The organism is Flavobacteriales bacterium, from assembly GCA_030584065.1.
GTDB lineage: Bacteria > Bacteroidota > Bacteroidia > Flavobacteriales_F > PHOS-HE28 > PHOS-HE28.
The window spans coordinates 3,830,527-3,850,292 of the sequence record CP129489.1; the positions used below are offsets into that span (position 1 = coordinate 3,830,527).

At 63.9% G+C, this 19,766-nt stretch carries 23 protein-coding genes; 4 read left to right on the forward strand and 19 right to left on the reverse strand.

Annotated features, from left to right (window positions below):
* Positions 1-80: 80 nt before the first annotated feature.
* A complete protein-coding gene (gene fumC / locus QY325_16000; protein ID WKZ66252.1) occupies positions 81-1,478 on the forward strand; it encodes a class II fumarate hydratase in 1,398 nt (465 codons plus the stop codon).
* A complete protein-coding gene (locus tag QY325_16005) occupies positions 1,475-2,155 on the forward strand; it encodes an acetolactate decarboxylase (GenBank protein ID WKZ66253.1) in 681 nt (226 codons plus the stop codon). Before fumC ends, QY325_16005 begins: the two co-directional genes overlap by 4 nt.
* Before the next feature lie 64 nt (positions 2,156-2,219).
* Here the strand turns inward: QY325_16005 and QY325_16010 are convergent, their stop codons facing one another.
* From QY325_16010 to QY325_16095, 18 genes are all read right to left on the reverse strand, one after another.
* A complete protein-coding gene (locus QY325_16010; GenBank protein WKZ66254.1) occupies positions 2,220-2,612 on the reverse strand; it encodes a rhodanese-like domain-containing protein in 393 nt (130 codons plus the stop codon).
* Positions 2,613-2,635: 23 nt separating this feature from the next.
* Complete coding sequence (locus QY325_16015; GenBank protein WKZ66255.1) at positions 2,636-3,280, reverse strand: peroxiredoxin; 645 nt, start codon at positions 3,278-3,280, stop codon at positions 2,636-2,638.
* Between the two features lie 39 nt (positions 3,281-3,319).
* Positions 3,320-3,634, reverse strand: coding sequence for a thioredoxin (trxA, locus tag QY325_16020; protein WKZ66256.1), 315 nt, complete (start codon positions 3,632-3,634; stop codon positions 3,320-3,322).
* Entirely contained in the window at positions 3,631-3,858 is a 228-nt protein-coding gene (locus tag QY325_16025; GenBank protein WKZ66257.1) for a hypothetical protein, read from the reverse strand. The genes trxA and QY325_16025 overlap by 4 nt, the downstream gene beginning before the upstream one ends.
* A complete protein-coding gene (locus QY325_16030; GenBank protein WKZ66258.1) occupies positions 3,855-4,157 on the reverse strand; it encodes a rhodanese-like domain-containing protein in 303 nt (100 codons plus the stop codon). The genes QY325_16025 and QY325_16030 overlap by 4 nt, the downstream gene beginning before the upstream one ends.
* Before the next feature lie 75 nt (positions 4,158-4,232).
* Entirely contained in the window at positions 4,233-5,624 is a 1,392-nt protein-coding gene (locus QY325_16035) for a hypothetical protein (GenBank protein WKZ66259.1), read from the reverse strand.
* Between the two features lie 45 nt (positions 5,625-5,669).
* Positions 5,670-6,089: a DsrE family protein gene (locus QY325_16040; protein WKZ66260.1), complete on the reverse strand. Its 420-nt coding sequence runs from the start codon at positions 6,087-6,089 to the stop codon at positions 5,670-5,672.
* Positions 6,090-6,139: 50 nt separating this feature from the next.
* Positions 6,140-7,927 carry a bifunctional metallophosphatase/5'-nucleotidase gene (locus tag QY325_16045; protein ID WKZ66261.1) on the reverse strand — a complete coding sequence of 596 codons (1,788 nt, stop codon included), beginning with the start codon at positions 7,925-7,927 and terminating at the stop codon, positions 6,140-6,142.
* The gene (locus QY325_16050; GenBank protein ID WKZ66262.1) at positions 7,924-9,033 is read right to left on the reverse strand and encodes a c-type cytochrome; all 1,110 of its coding nucleotides are present in this window, start codon (positions 9,031-9,033) and stop codon (positions 7,924-7,926) included. Before QY325_16050 ends, QY325_16045 begins: the two co-directional genes overlap by 4 nt.
* 10 nt (positions 9,034-9,043) lie before the next feature.
* On the reverse strand, positions 9,044-9,562 hold the full coding sequence (locus QY325_16055; protein WKZ66263.1) for a YeeE/YedE thiosulfate transporter family protein: 519 nt from the start codon (positions 9,560-9,562) through the stop codon (positions 9,044-9,046).
* A 6-nt stretch (positions 9,563-9,568) separates the two neighbouring features.
* Positions 9,569-10,207: a YeeE/YedE thiosulfate transporter family protein gene (locus QY325_16060; GenBank protein ID WKZ66264.1), complete on the reverse strand. Its 639-nt coding sequence runs from the start codon at positions 10,205-10,207 to the stop codon at positions 9,569-9,571.
* A 24-nt stretch (positions 10,208-10,231) separates the two neighbouring features.
* Positions 10,232-11,647: an MBL fold metallo-hydrolase gene (locus QY325_16065; protein WKZ66265.1), complete on the reverse strand. Its 1,416-nt coding sequence runs from the start codon at positions 11,645-11,647 to the stop codon at positions 10,232-10,234.
* Positions 11,648-11,703: 56 nt separating this feature from the next.
* Positions 11,704-12,510 (reverse strand): sulfite exporter TauE/SafE family protein, encoded by an 807-nt coding sequence (locus QY325_16070; protein WKZ66266.1) that lies wholly within the window; start codon positions 12,508-12,510, stop codon positions 11,704-11,706.
* A gap of 5 nt (positions 12,511-12,515) precedes the next feature.
* Positions 12,516-12,842, reverse strand: a complete 327-nt coding sequence (locus QY325_16075) for a metalloregulator ArsR/SmtB family transcription factor (GenBank protein WKZ66267.1) — start codon at positions 12,840-12,842, stop codon at positions 12,516-12,518.
* A gap of 75 nt (positions 12,843-12,917) precedes the next feature.
* Positions 12,918-14,042 carry a ribonuclease D gene (locus tag QY325_16080; GenBank protein WKZ66268.1) on the reverse strand — a complete coding sequence of 375 codons (1,125 nt, stop codon included), beginning with the start codon at positions 14,040-14,042 and terminating at the stop codon, positions 12,918-12,920.
* Between the two features lie 59 nt (positions 14,043-14,101).
* The gene (locus tag QY325_16085; GenBank protein ID WKZ66269.1) at positions 14,102-15,193 is read right to left on the reverse strand and encodes a mannose-1-phosphate guanylyltransferase; all 1,092 of its coding nucleotides are present in this window, start codon (positions 15,191-15,193) and stop codon (positions 14,102-14,104) included.
* A complete protein-coding gene (locus QY325_16090; protein WKZ66270.1) occupies positions 15,190-15,843 on the reverse strand; it encodes a sprT domain-containing protein in 654 nt (217 codons plus the stop codon). Before QY325_16090 ends, QY325_16085 begins: the two co-directional genes overlap by 4 nt.
* A 7-nt stretch (positions 15,844-15,850) precedes the next feature.
* Complete coding sequence (locus QY325_16095; GenBank protein WKZ66271.1) at positions 15,851-16,045, reverse strand: hypothetical protein; 195 nt, start codon at positions 16,043-16,045, stop codon at positions 15,851-15,853.
* A gap of 67 nt (positions 16,046-16,112) precedes the next feature.
* Between QY325_16095 and QY325_16100 the strand changes: the two genes are divergently transcribed.
* Entirely contained in the window at positions 16,113-16,853 is a 741-nt protein-coding gene (locus QY325_16100; GenBank protein ID WKZ66272.1) for an ABC transporter permease, read from the forward strand.
* Positions 16,850-17,614, forward strand: coding sequence for an ATP-binding cassette domain-containing protein (locus QY325_16105; GenBank protein ID WKZ66273.1), 765 nt, complete (start codon positions 16,850-16,852; stop codon positions 17,612-17,614). The genes QY325_16100 and QY325_16105 overlap by 4 nt, the downstream gene beginning before the upstream one ends.
* A 73-nt stretch (positions 17,615-17,687) precedes the next feature.
* Here the strand turns inward: QY325_16105 and QY325_16110 are convergent, their stop codons facing one another.
* Positions 17,688-19,559: a T9SS type A sorting domain-containing protein gene (locus QY325_16110; GenBank protein ID WKZ66274.1), complete on the reverse strand. Its 1,872-nt coding sequence runs from the start codon at positions 19,557-19,559 to the stop codon at positions 17,688-17,690.
* Positions 19,560-19,766: the final 207 nt, after the last annotated feature.

Here is a 19,766-nt window from a genome sequence, read left to right on the forward strand (position 1 = left end):
AATACCGAATGTCGAAGGGAGGTAGACCCCGCTTCGATGTTGATAATGCGGTGTTCGATGTCAGAAATTGAAGCGAAGCCATGAGCGACTACCGCATCGAGAAGGACACCATGGGCGAGGTGAGGGTGCCCGCCGACAAGTACTGGGGCGCGCAGACCGAGCGCAGCCGCAATAACTTCCGCATCGGCCCGCCGGGCAGCATGCCGCGCGAGATCGTGCATGCCTTCGCCTACCTGAAGAAGGCCGCCGCGCTCACCAACCTGGAGCTGGGCAAGCTGCCGAAGGAGAAGTGCGACCTCATCGGCCGCGTGTGCGACGAGATCCTCACCGGGGCGCTGGATGACCAGTTCCCGCTGGTGATCTGGCAGACCGGCAGCGGCACCCAGAGCAACATGAACGTGAACGAGGTGATCGCCTACCGCGCGCACGTGCTCAACGGCGGCCAGCTCACAGACGAACAGAAGGTGCTCAACCCCAACGATGATGTGAACAAGAGCCAGAGCAGCAACGACACCTATCCCACGGCCATGCACATCGCGGCCTACAAGCTGACGGTGGAGGTGACCATCCCGGGCGTGAAGAAACTGCGCGACACGCTGGCGAAGAAGGCTGAGGCCTTCAAGGGCGTGGTGAAGACCGGCCGCACGCACTTCATGGACGCCACGCCGCTAACGCTGGGCCAGGAGTTCAGCGGCTACGTGCAACAGCTCGACAACGGCCTCCGCGCCGTGAACAACGCACTGGAGATGGTGCGTGAGCTGGCGCTCGGCGGCACCGCCGTGGGCACCGGCCTCAACGCGCCGAAGGGCTACAGCGCGCTGGTGGCGAAGAAGATCGCCGAGCTCACGGGCCTGCCCTTCGTCACCGCGCCCAACAAGTTCGAGGCGCTGGCCGCCCACGATGCCATGGTGGAACTGAGCGGCGCGCTGAAGCGTCTCGCGGTCTCGCTCATGAAGATCGGCAACGACATCCGCATGCTCAGCAGCGGTCCCCGCAGCGGCATCGGCGAGATCGTGATCCCGGACAATGAGCCCGGTTCCAGCATCATGCCCGGCAAGGTGAACCCCACGCAGCCCGAGGCGCTCACCATGGTGGCCGCACAGGTGATGGGTAATGATGTGGCCGTGAGCATCGGGGCCAGCAACGGTCATTTCGAGCTCAACGTGTTCAAGCCGCTCATCGCTGCGAACGTGCTGCAAAGCGCCCGCCTGATCGGCGATGCCTGCGTGAGCTTCAACGACAAGTGCGCCGAGGGCATCGAGCCGAACCGCCCGGTGATCAAGCGTCACCTGGAGAATTCGCTGATGCTCGTGACCAGCCTCAACCCGCACATCGGCTACTACAAGGCGGCCGAGATCGCGAAGAAGGCGCACAAGGAAGGCACCACGCTGAAGGAGGCCGCCATCGCGCTCGGCCACGTGAGCGCCGAGGATTTCGACAAGTGGGTGGACCCGGCCAAGATGACGAGCGAGGGATGAGGCGTATCGCCCCTCTAGCGGTCGCTGTTTTCCTCGGTTTCCCCGGCAGCGCCCAAGTGATCGCCACGGGGGCGCTCAAGCGCACCATGTGGGATGGCCAATGCAGCGGACTCATCGCCATGGACACGCTGGGCCTGCCTGGCGTATATGGCATGGGACCGCTTGAGCATATGCGCGGCGAGATCACCTTGGTGGATGGCCGTTGCCATGTGGCGCGCGTCGACGGTGACAGCTTGGTGGTGCAGGTGGACAGCACCGTCAAGGCGCCCTTCTTCGTGCATGCGCGGGTGGCGAGGTGGGAGGACGTGAAGCTGCCCCGTGAGGTGGCGGATGATCGGCACCTGGATGCCTATCTCGATCAGCGGAGCGGGGATGAGCCCTTCTTTTTCCGGTTGGCCGGACGGTTCGATGCGGTGGATCTGCACGTCTGGGACCTGCCCGCTGATTCATCGTTCAGAGGGCCAGCGGAAGGCGCGCGCTACAAGCGCCAATTCAGCTTCAAGGACATTGAGGGCGAAGTGCTCGCTGTGTTCTCACGCCACCATCGCACGGTGTTCACGCACCACGATTCCTTCATCCATCTGCATTTCCTCGGCACCGATGGCCGCACGATGGGCCATGTGGATGGGCTCCGGTTCATCCCGGGCCGTGCCGGGCTTCAGGTGGGCAGGCCCTGACGTCACGAGAAGAGAAGCCCGGAGCTTTCGCCCCGGGCCCCCTCCTTGGGCAATACCCGTGTGCCTACCTCACGACGGGCTTGCCATTGGCTGTCCAGGCCTGTATGCCTCCGGCCATATCCGTTACGTCCTTGAAACCGGCTTGCAGAAGCGCCTCACGCGCGGCGGCGCTCCTGCGGCCTGAGGCGCAGTACACCAGCACCGGTGCCTGCTTGTCGAGCGTGGCCATCCCGGCCTGCAGCTGGCCGTTCGTCCAATCAAGGTTCCGTGCGCCATCCAGGTGGCCCGAGGCGTATTCACTCGCGGTGCGGACATCGATGAGCTGGGCTTTCGGTGTGCCAAGGGCCTTCTCGAAGGCATCGGGACCGACGGCTGTTGCATTTCCGGCTTGGCCGGCCTGGCCGCAGGCAGTGAGCACCAGGATGCTCAGCAGGGGGATGATGGCAATGGTTCGCATGCTATGGGTGTTCTTTGGCAGGTTCAGGCGAGCTGCTTCTTCGCCAGGTAGAAATCAACCTTCTCCAGCTTGTTGTCCGCATTGCGGGCATCGAGCTCGGCCAGCGTCTTGGGCGGGGGCACGATGACCTTCTCGCCCTTCTTCCAGTTCACCGGTATCGCGCATGCATGTGCATCGGTGGTCTGCATGGCCTCCAGCACGCGCATGATCTCCTCCATGTTGCGGCCCACGTTCAGCGGGTAGTACATGATGAGGCGGATGACGCCCTTGGGGTCGATGAAGAAGACAGCGCGCACGGCGGCGGTATTGCTCGTGTTCTCGTGCAGCATGCCGTAGAGCTTCGCCACCTTCATGTCGATGTCCGCGATGATCGGGAAGTCCATGTATACACCGGTCTTCTCGCGCACGTTCTGCACCCAGGCCACGTGGCTGTGGATGCTGTCGATGCTCTCGCCCATGAGCTTCGTCTTCCGGGTGGCGAACCATTCCTTGTTGCGCGCGAACTCGGTGAGCTCTGTGGTGCATACGGGGGTGAAGTCAGCCGGATGGCTGAAGAGGATCACCCAATGGTCCTTGGCGAAGTCGCTGAAGCGGAGCACGCCGTGGGTGGTGTTGGCCTCGAAATCGGGCGCCTTGTCGCCGATGCGGGGCATCATGACTGGTTCCATGCTGTTGGTGGTTTCGTGGTAGATGAAGGTTGGAGTCGCTCACATGAATGGTGCGATGACCTCCTGCAGCTGATCGGCGCTCATCACGCCGCTGCGCCGCCAAACGGGCTGCCCGTTCTTGAAGACGATGAGCGTGGGCACGCCTTGGATGCGGTAGGCCTGCGCCGCCGCCGGGTTGCGGTCCACATCGATCTTGAGCACGGTGGCGTTCTCGCCTACACGGCGCTTGAAGTCCTCCAGGATGGGGCCCATCACGCGGCAAGGGCCGCACCATTCGGCGGAGAAGTCGACCAGCACCGGCTTGTCGCCGGCGATGATATCCTTGAAGCTCGTGGCTTTCTCTGAGGTTGTCATTTGATCTCTTGGTAGGTGGGTTCGTCGTCTTTGCCGGCTGCCCGCGCAGGTGTCGGGGCGCAGGTGCCGGCGAAGCAGCCGGTGTTCAGGATGGCCTGCAGGCTGAAGAAGGCCCCGGCTCCGTAGGCGAAGGCATCACCGCTGGCGAAGCCTTGTCCCAGGAATGCCATGCCTGCGAGCAGGCGCAGCCAGCGGGACCAGTGCCATTGGAGCAGCGCGCTCAACGCAGCAGGGCTTGCACGTTCTGCCAAGGGCCGCCATTGTAGGCCTCATAGCCGGCGCTCTTCAGCGCATCGGCGGCCATGCCGCTGCGGGCGCCGCTGCGGCAGCAGGTGATCACGGGCTTGTCCTTGCTGATCTTGCCCAGCTGCGATTGCAGGCGGTCGAGCGGGATGTTCACCGCGCCCTTGGGGTGACCGGCGCGGAACTCGTCGGGTGTGCGCACATCGATGATCTGCGCGCCTTCCTTGATTTTCTGGCCGAGGTCCACCTTGGTGCCGAGGCCGAAGAGATTGCCGAACATGGGAGGGATGTTGTTTGTGCCACAAAGGTCCGTATCCGCGGGACCGGCGTGGGTGACGCGCATCACCAAGGGCGCTCAGAAGGCGTAGTTCACGATGAGGTTCACGTGGTGCATGTCCACCTTGTTGAAGGCCTGGCGCTCATTAAGGTTCTGCTCATAGAGCGGCATCTTGTACAGATAGAGCAGCTGCACGGCCAATCCTTTCCAACCGCCACTGAACTGGTATTGGGTGTTCAGGGCGTAATGGGCGTAAGAGGGGAACGCGTACTTGTTCAATCGGACGTCGGAGATCGCCGGTAGCCAGTATGCGCCGCCATCAAGCTCTATGCGGAGACCCTTGACCGCATCGCGCAGGATGAGGTTGACGGTGGTGGCATGCACGTCGCCGAGGCCTTCGTTCCGTTCACGCGGGAGGAAGGTGAAGAATGGGTCGCGTCCCCATTCACGGGGCATCAGATACCTGCCGCCGGCCGTGATCCGCGTATAGTTGAGCTGCCAGCGGAACTTGCCGGGCACGTGGCGGAGCCGGGCGCTGAAGGCCATGCTCTCCTCGCCTTCGGGCATGTAGGCCCGCTCGGGGTCGGCCAGGGAGCCTTGTGCTGCCGGGCTCTGTGCAAGGCCGAGCATGGAGAGGCTCCATCGGTCATCGCGCCTGCCCAGGTCGAACTGGAGCATCGCCGTGTTGAACATGTTCTCCACGTACACATCCCACAGGGTGACCGACATGTGCCGGCCGATCTGCTCTTTCGCCGACAGGGCGAAGATGCCCAGACTGTTCTGGTGATCGCCATGGGAGGATGGTTCACCCATGATGTTGCGGCCTGCGGGGTACAAGTGGGTGCTCTCCTCCACATGGTACCACTTGCTCGTGCTTCGCGGTGCCACCCGGTACAGCCAGCCGCCCTGCACCGTGGTGCCATGTTTCAATTTGTGGCGCGCCCAGATGCCCTCGAACAAGGTGGGGTGCATGCGCCCGTCCTGTGGGTTCAGGAAGGGGGTGTTGAGCTCCTGCTTGCCGAACACCGCTTCGGTGCGACGGTCGCGACTGACGTAGTTCAACTGGAACTCGTGCAGGTAGGCGAGGTCCTCCACGTTCTTCGGGTCGGTCACATCGAACAGGCCGATCTCGTAACGGCTGGTGCCTCCTGTCACCGGATCGATCTCCTCGAAGTCACTGGACGCGAGGTCGAACGTGAAGCCACCTGCCATCTTGAACTGAAGGCCATGCCACCGGTCCGAGGCGTAGCCCAGCACGCCGCCGAAGGCGACGACACAGTAATCCGCCGGAGCGCCTTCATTGACCGTGACCATGTTGTACTGGCGGAAGCGTCCTTCCAAGGTGCCGCGTTGCATGATCTCGAACAGCTGGCTGTTCTGGCGCAGGCTGTCGGAATGCGGCAGGTCGTGCTCCTCGTGCTGAGCGGTGGCACCCATGGCCAGATGGGCCAGGAGTGCAACAGCGGCCATCCGGCTCCCTCGTGAAGCCTGGTGCAGTTCGTTATGATGCATGACCTAGAAGCCTGCCTTGATGTAGCTCCAGCCCTGTTCCTGGCGTTCCACGATGTGGATGATTCCGGCCTTCACGAAGCCTGCATCCGGAAGCACCTTCGCGCGGTCCAGGTTCCGCTCCTTGATGGTGTTCTCACAGGCCAGGAACACGATGCCCTGCGCGGCGAACTCCTTCACCTTCGCCTGCACGATGCTGCGGTCGCCCATCAGCAGGTCCATGCCCGGGCCGTGGCACACGACCTCCAGCTCCATCTTGGGCGCGGCCTCCTTCATGTTGCGCAGCTGGCGCATCAGCCCCTTGTGCACCAATGTGTCGCCGCTCACGAGCTGCATCACGATGCGGTGCTTCATTGGCGTGTCCTGGGCCTTGAGGGAACCCAGTACGGAGAGAGCGAGGAGCAGGAGAAGAATGAGCTTTTTCATGATCGAGGACAAAGGTGCCGCGGATGCCCGCAGTGCTTCAGTGACTCTGCTCACCGGAACTCATAATCGTACCCTTCCAGCTGGCTCAGCAGGGTCTGCGGCGCATCGGTTGCCGTGATGCGGCCTTCCACCTTCGGTGCCACCGGGCTGAACTTGCCGAAGTACTCGCGCAGGATGGTGTGCATCGTGACGTTCGCACGGCGCGGGTTCTTCACCTTCTCCAGTCGGCACAGGGTGTCATCGGGATCGCCCTCGCGCTCGCACGCGGCGATCAGGTAGGTTTTGTTGCGGTCAATGGGCTTGCCGCCGATTTTGATCCAGTTGACGCGCTTGCCGAGGTCGTTGTGCATGGTGAAGTTGGCCGTCATGCCCTTGAAGCGCACCACCCAGCCGCCGAAGCGCTTGGCAGGATCCTTCGCGAACACGTTGTGCAGTTCCTTCTCCAGCCAGTTCCAGAGCTGTTCCCCCGTGGCCTCGCCGTACTTGGCCTCGCTGTCCACGGGGATCATGCTCCACAGGTCGTCGTTGGTGATGGGCGTAGGGTTCTTGCCGTCGGCCACGATCGGCGGGCAGAAGCGGAAGCCGTTGCTGATGGCCACATCGGGCTTCAGTTTCCACATGATGGCGTCCGTGATCAGGTTGTCCATCGGGTTCTCGATCACGTAGTAGCGCACCAGTGTGTTCTTCGTGCTGCCCACCACCGTGCTGAGCTCCTCCTGGTAGGGCGCGCTCACTTCGTCCACGAGCTGCAGCATGCCCTTGTCGGCCGGGTACTTCTCGGGGTCCACATCGAGAAGTTCGTAGTGGCTGTCCTTCACCTGGCCGTTCTCCACCACCACGTCCAGCCGCGCCACGAACGAGCCGAAGGCACCGGGCTCCACCACCTTGCTGTACTTCGCTTCGATGGGCTTGCGCACGCGTTCGTGCGTGTCGGCGCCCAGGATGAGGTCGGCGCCCTCCACCTCGGGCTTGTTGGCCAGATCCACCTGCTGGGCCAGTCCCATGTGGGTGACGAGGAAGACCATGGCGCAGCCCTCGTAATCGCGCAGGATGCGGATGTAGCGCGCCACGTTCTGCTCGGGCTTGGTGAATTTGATGCCGCAGCTGTACGCCGGCGACTGGCGTTTGGGCGTGAGGGGATCGTTGTAGCCGATGAAGCCGATCTTGACACCGGCCACAACCTTGGTCCAGTAAGGCTGGAAGATCATCTCGCCCGCCATGTCGGCGGTGGGGTCCACCATGTCGCCGCAGTAGTCGGCCAGGGGCTCGTGCCACATGTTGGCGCAGATCTTCGCGCCCCGGTAGCCGCCCAGGTCCTTCAGCATGTTCTCCTTGCCGTACACCACCTCCCAGTTGCCGGGCAGGAGCAGGTCGTAGCCCACCTTGTTCATCAGGGGCACGATGGCGCGCCCCTCGCTCTTGGCCGCCACACCGCCGCCCTGGAAGCAGTCGCCACCGTCGATCACGATGGTGTTGGCCGGGTCCTCGTTGCGCAGCGTGTCGATCATGCTCTTCAGCACACCGTAGCCGCCGCGCTTCTTGTACACGGGCTTGCCGTTCTCCAGGAAGAACTCGTCATGCGTGTGCAGCTGCGAGTGGATGTCGCTGGTGAAGAGGATGGTGAACTTGCCGGCCTTGCCGCTCTGCACAGCGCGGCTGCCCACGAGCTCTTCGCGGCGTTGCGCATCGCCCATGGAGCCGAGCGCCACCGTGGGGCCGAGCGTGAGCCCCGCACCCAGCGCGCCGAGCGATCTCAGGGCCTGCCTTCGGCTGACCCCGTATGCCTTCTCATTGTGGGCGCCGCAGGTGCAGCCAGGGGGGTGGATGATCTCGCTCATGGTTTCTTGTAGTAGGAGGCGATGGGTCCGAACGGGCCGTATTTGTGCTGCTTCTCGGGGAACTTGTCGGCGTAGGGCCCGAACGGGTGGTCCACGGGTTTCTTGCTGATGTCGGGCCAATCACCGGTGAGGTCCTTGGCGGGTCGGGGCTGGGAGTTCACATAGGCGGCCACATCCCAGGCCTCCTCGTCGGTGAGCTGCGGGGTCTCCCACGTGGCGCCCTGGGGCATGTTGGCCTTCACGTAGCCGGCGAACCGGCTCATTCGGAAAAGGCCGGCGCCCTGGTTGTAGCTGCCGTCGCCCCAGAGCGGCGGGTAGATGTGCGTGACGCCATCGGCCTTCAGCATGCCCTGGCCATCCTTGCCGTGGCACGACATGCACTTGGCCTCGAACACGGCCTGCCCGCGCTTGGGGTCGGCCGGGCGGTCCAAGAAGGCCAGCTCCACGATGCCGCTGCCTTTGGGCTTCTTCTCCTTGGCGATGCCCGTGCCCAGCCATTGCATGTAGGCGAGGATAGCCTGCATCTCGCGGCCGGTGCTGTCCAGCGCGGTTCCGTTGAGGCTGCGCTCCACGCAATCGTTCACGCGCTTCACCACCGTCTCGGTGGCTCCGCTGCGCGCCCTGAACTTCGGGTAGGTGCTCCAGACCGCGCCGTAATTGTTGCCCCACGGGCGCGTTCCGGCGTCGAGGTGGCAGTTCTGGCAATTGAGCGCGTTCGTGTTCCGCATCACCGTGCCATTGGGGCCGATGTAGTGCGCGGTGTTCGCGATGAGCTCCCGCCCGTAACGGATCAGCTCCTCCTGGGCATCATCCAGGAAGGCCAGCCGGCTGGTATCGGCGCCAGCCCAGAGGCTGTCTGCCGCGTAGATGGCTGTTTGCGGCAAGGGCTCGGGCGGCGGCGGCTTGGGCTCGAACGCTCCCGGGGGGATGAAGAACTGCGCGACCACCAGCACGAGCAGCACCCAGGTGATGCGCTTGCTCCAGCTCAGGCCCGTTCTGCGCGGGTTCCCCATGCGCTCCTGGAGCGTGGCCACGGCATCGTCGAGCACGTGCAGCACGACGAGCACGAGCAGCGTGGCGATGAGGACGACGACCGGGATGAGCATGGCGCGGTGTTCAGTGGGGGAGCTTGTCGCGGATGACACCATACACGTACGTGCCCGCCCAAGCGCTGAGGAAGGTGACGATGATGACCGAGTAGCCTGCGCCGATTTGCGCGAACAGCGGCCCTGGGCAGGCACCGGTGATGGCCCAGCCCAGACCGAACAGCAGGCCGCCGTAGATCTGGCCCTTGTTGAAGGTCTTGTTGGGGATCACCACGGCTTCGCCCTGCACGGTCTTGATGCCGAAGCGCTTGATCAGCTGCACGCTGATCAGCCCCACCACCACGGCGGTGCCGATCACGCCGTACATGTGGAAGCTCTCGAAGCGGAACATCTCCTGGATGCGGAACCAGCTGATGATCTCGGCCTTGAAGAAGACGATGCCGAAGAGCACGCCCCAGGCGCTGTACTTCAGGTTATCCCACCAGGGCCGCTCCACCTGGCTCTCGTTCACGCACATGGTGTCCAGCGAGCGTACCTCGAAGTCGGTGTTCGTTTCCACCGCCGGGGTCTTGTTTATGGTCTTTTCCATGGGGCGTCAGAGGGTCAGGAGGTAGGGGAGGATGAACCACGTCATGAGGATGCCGCCGACCATGAACATCACGGTGGCGATGAGGCTGGGCCACTGCAGGCTGCTGAGGCCCATGATGGCGTGGCCGCTGGTGCAGCCGCCGGCGTAGCGGGTGCCGAAGCCGACCATGAAGCCGCCGACCACGAAGAAGATCAGGCCGCGCAGCGTGAAGAGCTGTTCCCAGCTGAAGATCTCGGCGGGCAGCAGGTGACTGGTATCCGTGATGCCTTTGCTCGCGAGGTATTCCTGCGTGCCTTCAGCCAGCATGATCGGGTTGGGGTCGCTGAGGAAAGTGGCGGCCAGGAAGGCGCCCACGGCGATGCCACCCACGAAGAACAGGTTCCAGGCCTCCTTCTTCCAGTCATACTTGAAGAACTTCACATCGCCGGGGATGCAGGCGGCGCAGAGGTGGCGCAGCGAGCTGCTGATGCCGAAGGTCTTGTTGCCCACGAGCAGCAGGTAGGGCACGGTGAGGCCGATGAGGGCGCCGGCCAAGTACCACGGCCACGGTTGTTTCAGGGTCTCGAGCATGATGTTGGGGGATCTTGGTGAATGGTCGTTGGCGAATGGTGAATGGGAATGCCTGTTCGGCGCCCCATTCACCATTGACCATTCACCATTCGCTTCGGTTTACTTCTTCAAGGTGCTCGGGCAGACGTAGTCCGTCACCTTCACGTCCGTGTTGTTCTTGATGGCGTTGAAGCCACCCGCCACATCCACGATGTTGTGCCAGCCGCGGGCCTTCAGCAGGCTTGCCGCGATCATGCTGCGGTAGCCGCCGGCGCAGTGGATGTAGTTGGTCTCCTCCTTGCTGAAGGCGGCCAGGTTCTGGTTGATGTACTGCAGCGAGGCATGCCAGGCGCCGTCCACGTGCTCGGCCTCGTATTCGCCGTCCTTGCGCACGTCCACCACGCGCAGCTTGTTCGCGTGGAAGCGCTTCGCGAACTCCTCGGCGGGGATGCTCTCGATGGTGTCCACGTCCTTGCCGCTCGCCTTCCAAGCGCTGATGCCGCCCTTCAGGTAACCGAACACGTTGTCGTAGCCCACGCGGGCCAGACGCGTCACTACCTCGTCCTCCATGCCTTCATCGGTCACCAGCAGCAGCGGGTGCTTCACATCGGGGATCATGGCGCCCACCCAGGGAGCGAAGTCGCCCTTGATGCCGATGTTGATGCTACGGGGCACGAAGCCGTCCTTGAAGGTCTGCGCACCGCGCGTGTCGAGCACCAGGGCCCCTTCGGTCTCGGCTACCAGCTCGAACTGGTCGGGGGTGAGGGCACGCATGCCGCGCTCCTTCACGCTGTCCACGCTCTCGATCACGCCCTTGTTCATGGCCACGTTCTGGGGGAAGTAGGCGGGCGGCGGCAGCAGGCCATCGGTCACCTCCTTGATGAACTGCTCCTTGGTCGCGGCCTTCAGCGCGTAGTTGGTCTGCTTCTGGTTGCCCAGCGTGTCCCAGGTCTCCTTGCTCATGTTCTTGCCGCAGGCGCTGCCGGCCCCGTGCGCGGGGTACACCAGCACGTCATCGGGCAGGGACATGATCTTGGTGTGCAGGCTCTCGTACAGGTAGCCGGCCAGGTCCTCCTGCGTCAGCGAGCCCATCTTCTGCGCGAGGTCGGGGCGGCCCACATCGCCGATGAAGAGGGTATCACCGGTGAAGATGGCGTGCGGCTTGCCGCTCTCATCCTTCAGCAGGTAGGTGGTGCTCTCCATGGTGTGGCCCGGCGTGTGCAGCACGGTGATGGTCACCTTGCCCACCTTCAGCACCTCACCATCGGTGGCGATGTGCGCATCGAACTGCGGGTTCGCATTGGGGCCGTACACGATGGGTGCACCGGTCTTCTTGGAGAGGTCCAGGTGGCCGCTCACGAAGTCGGCGTGGAAGTGCGTCTCGAGCACGTACTTGATGCGCGCTCCGCTTTGCTTGGCGCGGTCCAGATAAGGCTGGGTCTCCCGCAGCGGGTCGATGATGACGGCCTCGCCGTCGCTCTCGATGTAGTAGGCGCCTTGCGCCAGGCAGCCGGTGTAGATCTGTTCGATCTTCATGATGGGGGTTGTTTTGCGTGTTGGGTGGGTCCGGGCGATGGGAGGATGCCCGTGAGTTAGCTGAGGTTGGAGAGTTCGCGGGCGATGATATACACGCCCATGACCAGCACGAACCAGCCGAAGGCGGGCTTGAGCTTCTCGTTCGGTATGCGTTTGCTGAGCAGGCTGCCGGCGATGATGCCCACCACCGCGATAGCGGAGAACACCAGCAGGAAGTTCCAGTCGATGAGCTCGTCGCCGCCCAGGTCGCCGGTGAAGCCGATGAGGCTCTTGGCGGCGATGATGATGAGGGAGGTGCCCACCGCCTGCTTCATCGGCAGCTTGGCCAGCAGCACCAAGGCGGGGATGATGAGGAAGCCGCCGCCTGCGCCTACCAGCCCGGTGATGGTGCCCACCACCGCGCCTTCCACCAGGATGAGTGGGTAGTTGAAGCTCACCTTGCCGCCTTCAATGCCGTTCGCCTTGGCCCTTGGCTTGCGGATCATGCTGTAGGCCGCGGACACCATCAGCAGCGCGAACAGGATGAGCATGCCGAGCGCCTTGCTCACCGCCAGGTCGCCTAATGTGAGGAGGGGGTCGGGGAGGGCTGGCACCAGGAATGCCCGGGTGGCGTAAACGGCCAGGATGCTCGGGATGCCGAACACAATGGCCGTGCGCCAATGGATGTTGCCCAAGCGCATGTGGCTGAAGGAGCCGATGAGGCTGGTGAGCCCCACGATGAAGAGCGAATAGGCCGTGGCCAGCACCGCATCGATGCTGAACAGGTAGACGAGGATGGGCACGGTGAGGATGCTGCCGCCGCCGCCGATGAGGCCGAGGGACAAGCCCATGAGGATGGCGCCGATGTAACCGAGGATCTCCATGTGCATCAGAGCTTATCGCAGCAGTTCTCGAGGCAGTTGACGATGCGCAGGAATTCCGGCCGGCGCAGGGTCCAGTGGGTGAACTTGCCTTCCTTCCGGCAATCCAGAAGGCCTTTATCGCGCATGAGGGTGAGGTGCTGGCTCAGGATGGCCTGTTCGATCCCCAGCATGACCTGAAGCTCCCTGTTGCACAGATGGGTGTGCTGCCCCAGCGCATCCAGGATGGCCAAGCGCTGCGGGTGGGCTGCTGCACGCAGCAGTTCGCTTGCCCGATTGAGCTTGTCCGAGCCGATGCGCTCGTCTAGCGTTGTTGCGGCCATGATGTTGGTCATCGATGGCACAAACGTATAGCTATATAGCTATGCGAAGGGTGACTTTGCTCACATCTGGACCTACCCTCGGCTCTTTCAGAGCGCCTGCAACAGCGCCTCGCCGAATAGCCGGGTTTGATATCGGCGCATGCCGGGCAGGCGTGACAGGGCCTCCAAATCACCCGGCAGGGTGCGGGCGATTTCCGTGAGCATCTGGTTGCTGGCCACGATGCCCAGTCTCAGGTCATGCTCAGCCGTGAGCCGGTCGCGTACTTGCTTCAATCGCTTGAGCCGCTCGTCGAAATCTGGGTCGCGGGGCCAGCGCTTGGGGCGGGGAACCTGCGGCCATTGGTCCTTGGGCAGCTCCAGGCCGCGCTGGATGGCTTTCATCAGGTCCCGCCCATGGCGCTCGAGGAAGCGGTCACCGACGCCTTTGCGTCGCCCGAGCTCCTGCAGGCTGCCGGGCGGGTCGGTGGCCAGCTGCAGCAGAACCTCGTTGCCCACCACCATGAAGGGCGCGCGGTCCATGCGCTCGGCTATCTGCTCGCGCAGCGCGTGCACCTCGCGAAGGATGGCCAATTGGTGCGGCTTCAGGAGTTTCGCGGTCTTCAGCTTGAGGTAGGCCGGTTCATCATCGGCAGCCAGGTTGAAAGGCGCATCGGTAAGGAGGGCGAATTCCTCCTCGGCCCAGGGCCAACGCCCCTTCTCGGTCAGCAGGTCTTTCAACTGGTCGCGCAGCGCGATCAGATGGCTGGTGTCGCCGGCGGCGTAGGCGAGCATGTCAGCCGGCAGCGGCCGCTTGCTCCAGTCCGCTTTCTGGAACCTCTTGTCCACCTGTACGCCTTGATACTTCTTCAGCAGTGAGGCCAGGCCGATTTCCGGCTCGTTGAGCAGTTCGGCGGCGACCAGGGTGTCGAAGACGTTCTCCACCCGGATGCCATGGTACTTGGCCAGGATCCGCAGGTCATAGTCCGCATCGTGTATGACCACTTCCATGGAGGGATCGGCGAGCAGTCTGCCCAAGGGGGCCAGGTCGGGCACGGCCAGCGGGTCCACGAGCAAGGTGGAGGCGCGGGTGCTGAGCTGCACCAGGCACACCCGTTCCCGGTAGCGGTGGAAGCTGCTGGCCTCGGTATCGAGTGCGATGACCTGTGCACCCGCGAGCCCTGCGCAATGCGCGGCCAGGGCTTCCTGGCCGGTGATCAGTTCGAATGCGCTCACGGATGCGGGCTGGCAGGCGCCAAAATAAACCTGATCATGGGGCGGTTCCGCGCATCCTATCAGATGTAGCGCTCGCCACTCTCGGCGGTGAGGTCGGTCACGAACTGCTTGATCTGCTGCTCGTCCCGCTTCCGGCACACCAGCAGCGCGTCGTGGGTGCTCACCACGATGTAGTCATCCAGCCCCTGAAGCACCAGCAGCCGGCCATCGTGCGCATGCACCACATTGCCGCTGCAGCCGTAGAGCTTCACAGCGCTGCCGATGGCGGCATTCCCGCTGTCATCCTTCGGCAGGTGGGTGTACAGGCTGCCCCAAGTGCCCAGGTCGCTCCAGCCGAAGTCGCCTGCCACGGTGTAGACGTTGTCCGCCTTCTCCATGATTCCGTAATCGATGCTCTCGCTCTCGCATTCGGCATAGACGGCCGCCACGGCTTCCGTGAACCGGTCACCGGCCAGGTCCTTCTCCCTGTCGGTGAAGGCCTTTGCCAAGGCCGGCAGGTGGCGCTTCATGGCGCGGTCGATGCTCTTCAGCGTCCAGATGAAGATCCCGGCGTTCCAGAGGAAATCTCCGCTCTCCAGGAACCGGAGCGCGGTTTCGTGGTCGGGCTTCTCGGTGAAGGTGCGCACCTTCTTCACCCTGGGGTGGCTCGATGCGCCGTCCTCGGCGAACTGGATGTAGCCGTACCCGGTGTCGGGCCGGCTCGGGAGTATCCCGAGCGTCACCAGGCAATCGGCGGAGACGGCTTGGTCAAGGGCGGTTCGGAGGGTGCCGAGGAAGGCCTCCTCCTTCAGCACGAGGTGGTCGCTGGGGGCGACGATGATGGCGGCTTCGGGGTCGCGCCGTGCGATGACGGCATTGGCAAACGCCACGCAAGGTGCCGTGTTGCGGCGACCGGGCTCCTCCAGCACCTGCCATGGCTCAAGGTCGGGCAGCTGCTCGCGCACGATGGCGGCGTAGCGCGCATTGGTCACCACCAGGATGCGTTCCTTGCCGCAGAGCGGAAGGAAGCGGTCGTAGGTCTGCTGCAGAAGCGTGCGGCCCAGCCCGAGGAAATCGAGGAACTGCTTCGGATAGGCGCTCCGGCTCATCGGCCAGAATCGGCTCCCCACGCCACCGGCCATGATTACGCACCAAGTGTGTTCGGTCTTCATCCGTGGCGCAAGGTACTGGGGTTGGCCCAAGCGGCATCCAACCGCGCGGGGGACGCGGCATCCACCTCGATGAGCGGGTGCATGAGGTAGTTGCGGCGGTTGCTGAGGCAGGCGCAGCGGAACCGTTTCCGCAGCCGAGGGCCCTTCACGTACACGGCTCCGTTGAACCGGAACACGGCGCGTTCGGGCAGCCGCTCCAGCAGGAGCCCGGGGGCGGGGTCGTGCCGGTGCAGCGCACGCATGAGCTGGGGGTCGGCGCAGCTGCTGGCCGGTGCCTTCCTGAGGTGGGTATGCAGCGCGGCCAGCACGTCTGCGGGCAGCACCGCAGGGGACAGGTAGGGGCGCATGAGCCGCTGGTAGGCAGCCCGCCATTCCGGCCCATGCGGTTCCGCCCGCCTGGCGCGGAGGAAGGTGTCGTGATGGGCGAATTCATGCACCAGCGTCACCAGGAACGCGAAGGGGTTGAGATTGCCGTTCACGGTGATCCTGGGCAAGCCGCCATCAGCGGTGTTGCGGTAGTCGCCGAGCTTGGTGCGCCTGGCCCGCACCACCCGTACCTGCACCGGATGGGCCCTGAGCCACTCGGCCACCGGAGGCCATGCGCCTTCGGGCAGGCGGCGGCGCAGCGCATCCAATCCCCCGGGTGCCATGGCGGGCTCAGCCGAGCAGGCCTCCCCCTTCCGGCCAATGCCAGGCATGTTCTCCGGCGGGGCGTGCGGGCGCCTGGTTCCACTTCGGGCAATCGCACCCCCGCTTCTTCCGGTACTTCTTCGGGCCGCTCGCGCATCCTGCGGCCAGCAGCCCGATGGCCAGCACGAGCAGGGTGCGGGAGGCGATGATGCGCGGTTGCACGGGCCCGAAGGTAGGTGCCCGGGGCGCCGCGCGGTGGGGATCAAGGCCTACTTTTGGCCGCATCGCCTTGGGCATCCTCTTCCATATCGGCCGGTACTTCCTCCTGCTGCGCGACACCTTCGGCAAGCCGGAGCGGTTCAGCATCTATGTGAGGCGCACGGTGGAGGAGATGGACCTGCTGGGGGTGAAGAGCGTGGGCATCGTGGCCCTGCTCTCGGCCTTCATGGGGGCGGTGATCACGATCCAGACAAGGACGAACATCGACAGCCCGCTCATTCAGGCCTGGGTGGTGGGATTCGCCACCCGGCAGAGCACCATCCTGGAGTTCAGCCCCACAGTGATCTCCCTGATCCTGGCCGGTAAGGTGGGCAGCAACATCGCCGCCGAGATCGGATCCATGCGGGTGAAGGAGCAGATCGACGCGCTGGACATCATGGGCGTGAACTCGGCGGGCTACCTCATCCTCCCGAAGATCGCAGCCACCATGCTCATCAATCCGTTCCTGGTGATGATCAGCATGTTCCTGGGCATCTTCGGAGGCTGGCTGGCCGGGGTGCAGACCGGCGTGGTGGCCAGCGATGATTTCATCCTGGGCATCCAGCTCGGATTCAAGCCCTACCACGTGGTCTACGCCCTGATCAAGACGGTGGTGTTCGCCTTCATCATCACCACGGTGAGCGCCTACCAGGGATACTACACCAGGGGCGGCACGCGCGAGGTGGGCATCAGCAGCACGCGCGCGGTGGTATACAGCAATGTGGTGATCCTCCTGGCCAACCTCGTGCTCACGCAAGCCCTGCTGCTATGATCGCGGTGGAGGGCCTGGGCAAGCGCTTCGGCGAGGTGCAGGTCCTCCAGGGCATCGATGCGGTGTTCCAGCGCGGCAAGGTGAACCAGATCATCGGCCGCAGCGGATCGGGCAAGAGCGTGCTGGCCAAGTGCATGGTGGGCCTCCACAGGCCAGAGGAGGGGCGCGTGCTCTACGAGGGGCGCTCCTTCCATGACCTGGATGCCGAGGAGAAGCGCGTGATCCGCCAGCGCATCGGCATGCTCTTCCAGGGCTCTGCGCTCTTCGATAGCCTCACGGTCATCGAGAACGTGATGTTCCCGCTGCGCATGTTCGGGCGCATGGCGCGCAGCGAGATGGCCGACCGCGCGCACTCCTGCCTGAGGCGCGTGAACATCGTGGACAAGGACGGTCTCTATCCGGCTGAGCTGAGCGGCGGCATGCAGAAGCGGGTGGGCATCGCGCGCGCGATCGCCATGGAGCCCGAGTACCTCTTCTGCGATGAGCCGAACAGCGGCCTCGACCCGCAGACGAGCATCGTCATCGACGACCTGATCAAGGAGATCACCGAGGAGTTCAACACCACCACCATCGTCATCACGCACGACATGAACAGCGTGATGGAGACCGGCGAGCACATCGTCTTCATCCACAAGGGGCGCAAGTGGTGGGAAGGCGATCGCGAAGCGCTCATGCACAGCGACAACCAGGAGCTGAACGAGTTCGTCTTCGCCGGCAATCTGATGCGACAGGTGAAGCGCTCCCTCTCGGGCGGGCGCTGATCCATTCCGGCGCGCCGTAAAGCAAGAGCCCCCGTGCCATGGCACGGGGGCTCTTGCTTCGGGAAGGCTCCCTTTAGTTCAGCGTGATCCGTTGCACGGTGCTCGCCTGGCCGTCGGTGATGCGCACCAGATACAATCCGGCGGCGTTTCCGCGGAGGTCGAGTGTAGCGCTGCCGTTGCTACGGGTGCTCAGCACCTCGCGGCCCAAGGGGTCGAGCACCTGGATGGCGTAGTTGCCGAAGGCCTCGGTGCGGAAGTTCACGATCCCGTTGGCGGGGTTCGGGTAGAGCGATACGCCAGTGAGCTCCTGCTCGGGCATGCCAACGGCGCTGTTCAGCGCCAAGCGGATGTGGTAGGCGTTGCCGTTGCTGTACACCTGGTCCGCAGGGCCGGGGATGTCGATGCCGCTGGCAAGGCCCGGCTGGGGCACGGTGAGGTCGTCCACCACGCGCAGGTTGTTGGCGCCGCCGTTGCTGTACATCTGGATGCCGAAGAAGTAGCCGCCGGGCTGCATGTTCTGCGCCTCGGGGAAGATCACGGTCACCTTGCCGGCATCGATGTGGGCCTGGGTGATGTCGATCACGTCCGTCGAGTAAAGGGGCACATCGAGGTGGGTGTCGGCAGTGAGGGTGGTGTCATAGATGGAGGCGATGAAGTAGGAGCCCACCTGCGAGGTGCTGGTGATGCCGATCTCCATGCCGTAGACCATCTGCGCGGTGCGGAACTCGTAGTAGTTGAACAGCACCAGGCCGTCGGTGGCATCGGTGAAGCTGTTCGTTCCGGCAGAGGTGAGGGCCTCGTAGCCGGCGGGGTGGTTGCCGATGCCGTCGAGGGTATACCAATCGTTGTTCACCTCGAAGTTCCGGAGGTAGGCGTTGTTCAGAACGTCTTCCTCCTGATCGCTCTCGGCACCGGCCAGCGCGAACACGGCATTATACACGCCAGGCGCCAAGGCACCGCCGTTCGGAAGGGTAACATCCTGATCCATGGCGCTTTCCACGCCGCTGTTCAGGTCCACCGGGGTGCTGCTGGCGTTGAAGGGGGAGGCGCCAGCGACCGTCATGCTCAGTGCCACATTGGTCATCGGGTTCACGCCGAAGTTGAAGAAGTCGCCACCCACGCGCATGGTGGGGTTCAACTGGCCGGACGGAACTCGGCCATACTCCTCGCCATTTCCCGTGTGGGAGAGGAAGCCGTTCTGCAGCACCAGATCGTAGGCTGGCTGCTCGAGCACCTTCACGTCGTCCACATACCAGGTGTAGCCCCAAATGCCCACGAAGAGGAAGCGGATCCACACCTGCGGCTGGTCGCCTGCTGCGGAGGAGATGTTGATCCGCCTGGTCACCGGGTTGCCGGGGGAGACGCCCTGGGTCAGCTCGCCGGGCGCGAACACGTGGAACACATTCGTCAGGCCGCTGATGTCAGTGCCGGGCTCAAGGTTGGTAGGCCAATCGGTGTTGTTGGTGCTCACCACCAGAAAGGTCTGCTCATTGTTGAAGCGGCGGTACTGGGTCTGGAACTCCACGATGACGTTCGGGTAGCCCGCCGTGCTGAATGAGGCAGCGTTGGTGATGTGGGCATACTCGAAGTTGCCAGAGGTGTTCACCCCGGCATCCGAATCATACATCGCGTAGCCGTTGGCGGCCGTTGTGCTCTCAATGGCGGGAGTTGGATAATCCCCGGTGCTGGCCAGACCGGTGCCAATCTGCCAGTCGAGGTTTACCGGGCCGTCATGCGCGATGGCCCAATCGCCAGGAGCGGAGAAATCGCTCTCCCAGAGCACTTCGCTGCGCGCACCGCTCGCGGCGGGACCAACGGTTACGGCAGGGTCAAGTGAGCGCTTCACGGGCACGCGCGGACCCGCATACGGGGTCTTGCTCTGCGCCATCACGTTGCCGGCAAGGGCCACGGACAGCAGCAGCATCGTCGAGTAGATCTTCTTCATCGTTCGTTGGGTTTCTGAGGGATTTACCACGAGGGGTTCGACCTGCAAATGAAACGCTGCATCACGGCTTTTCCAAGGACGAAACGTTACGGATCGGCAGTCATCCTTGGGGGGCCGAGGAAGGCATGGATTCCTTCGGTGAAGGGGGAGGCCAGGCTCCGGAACGAAGCGGGGCGCCCATTGGGCGCCCCGCTCAGGAATCCTGGC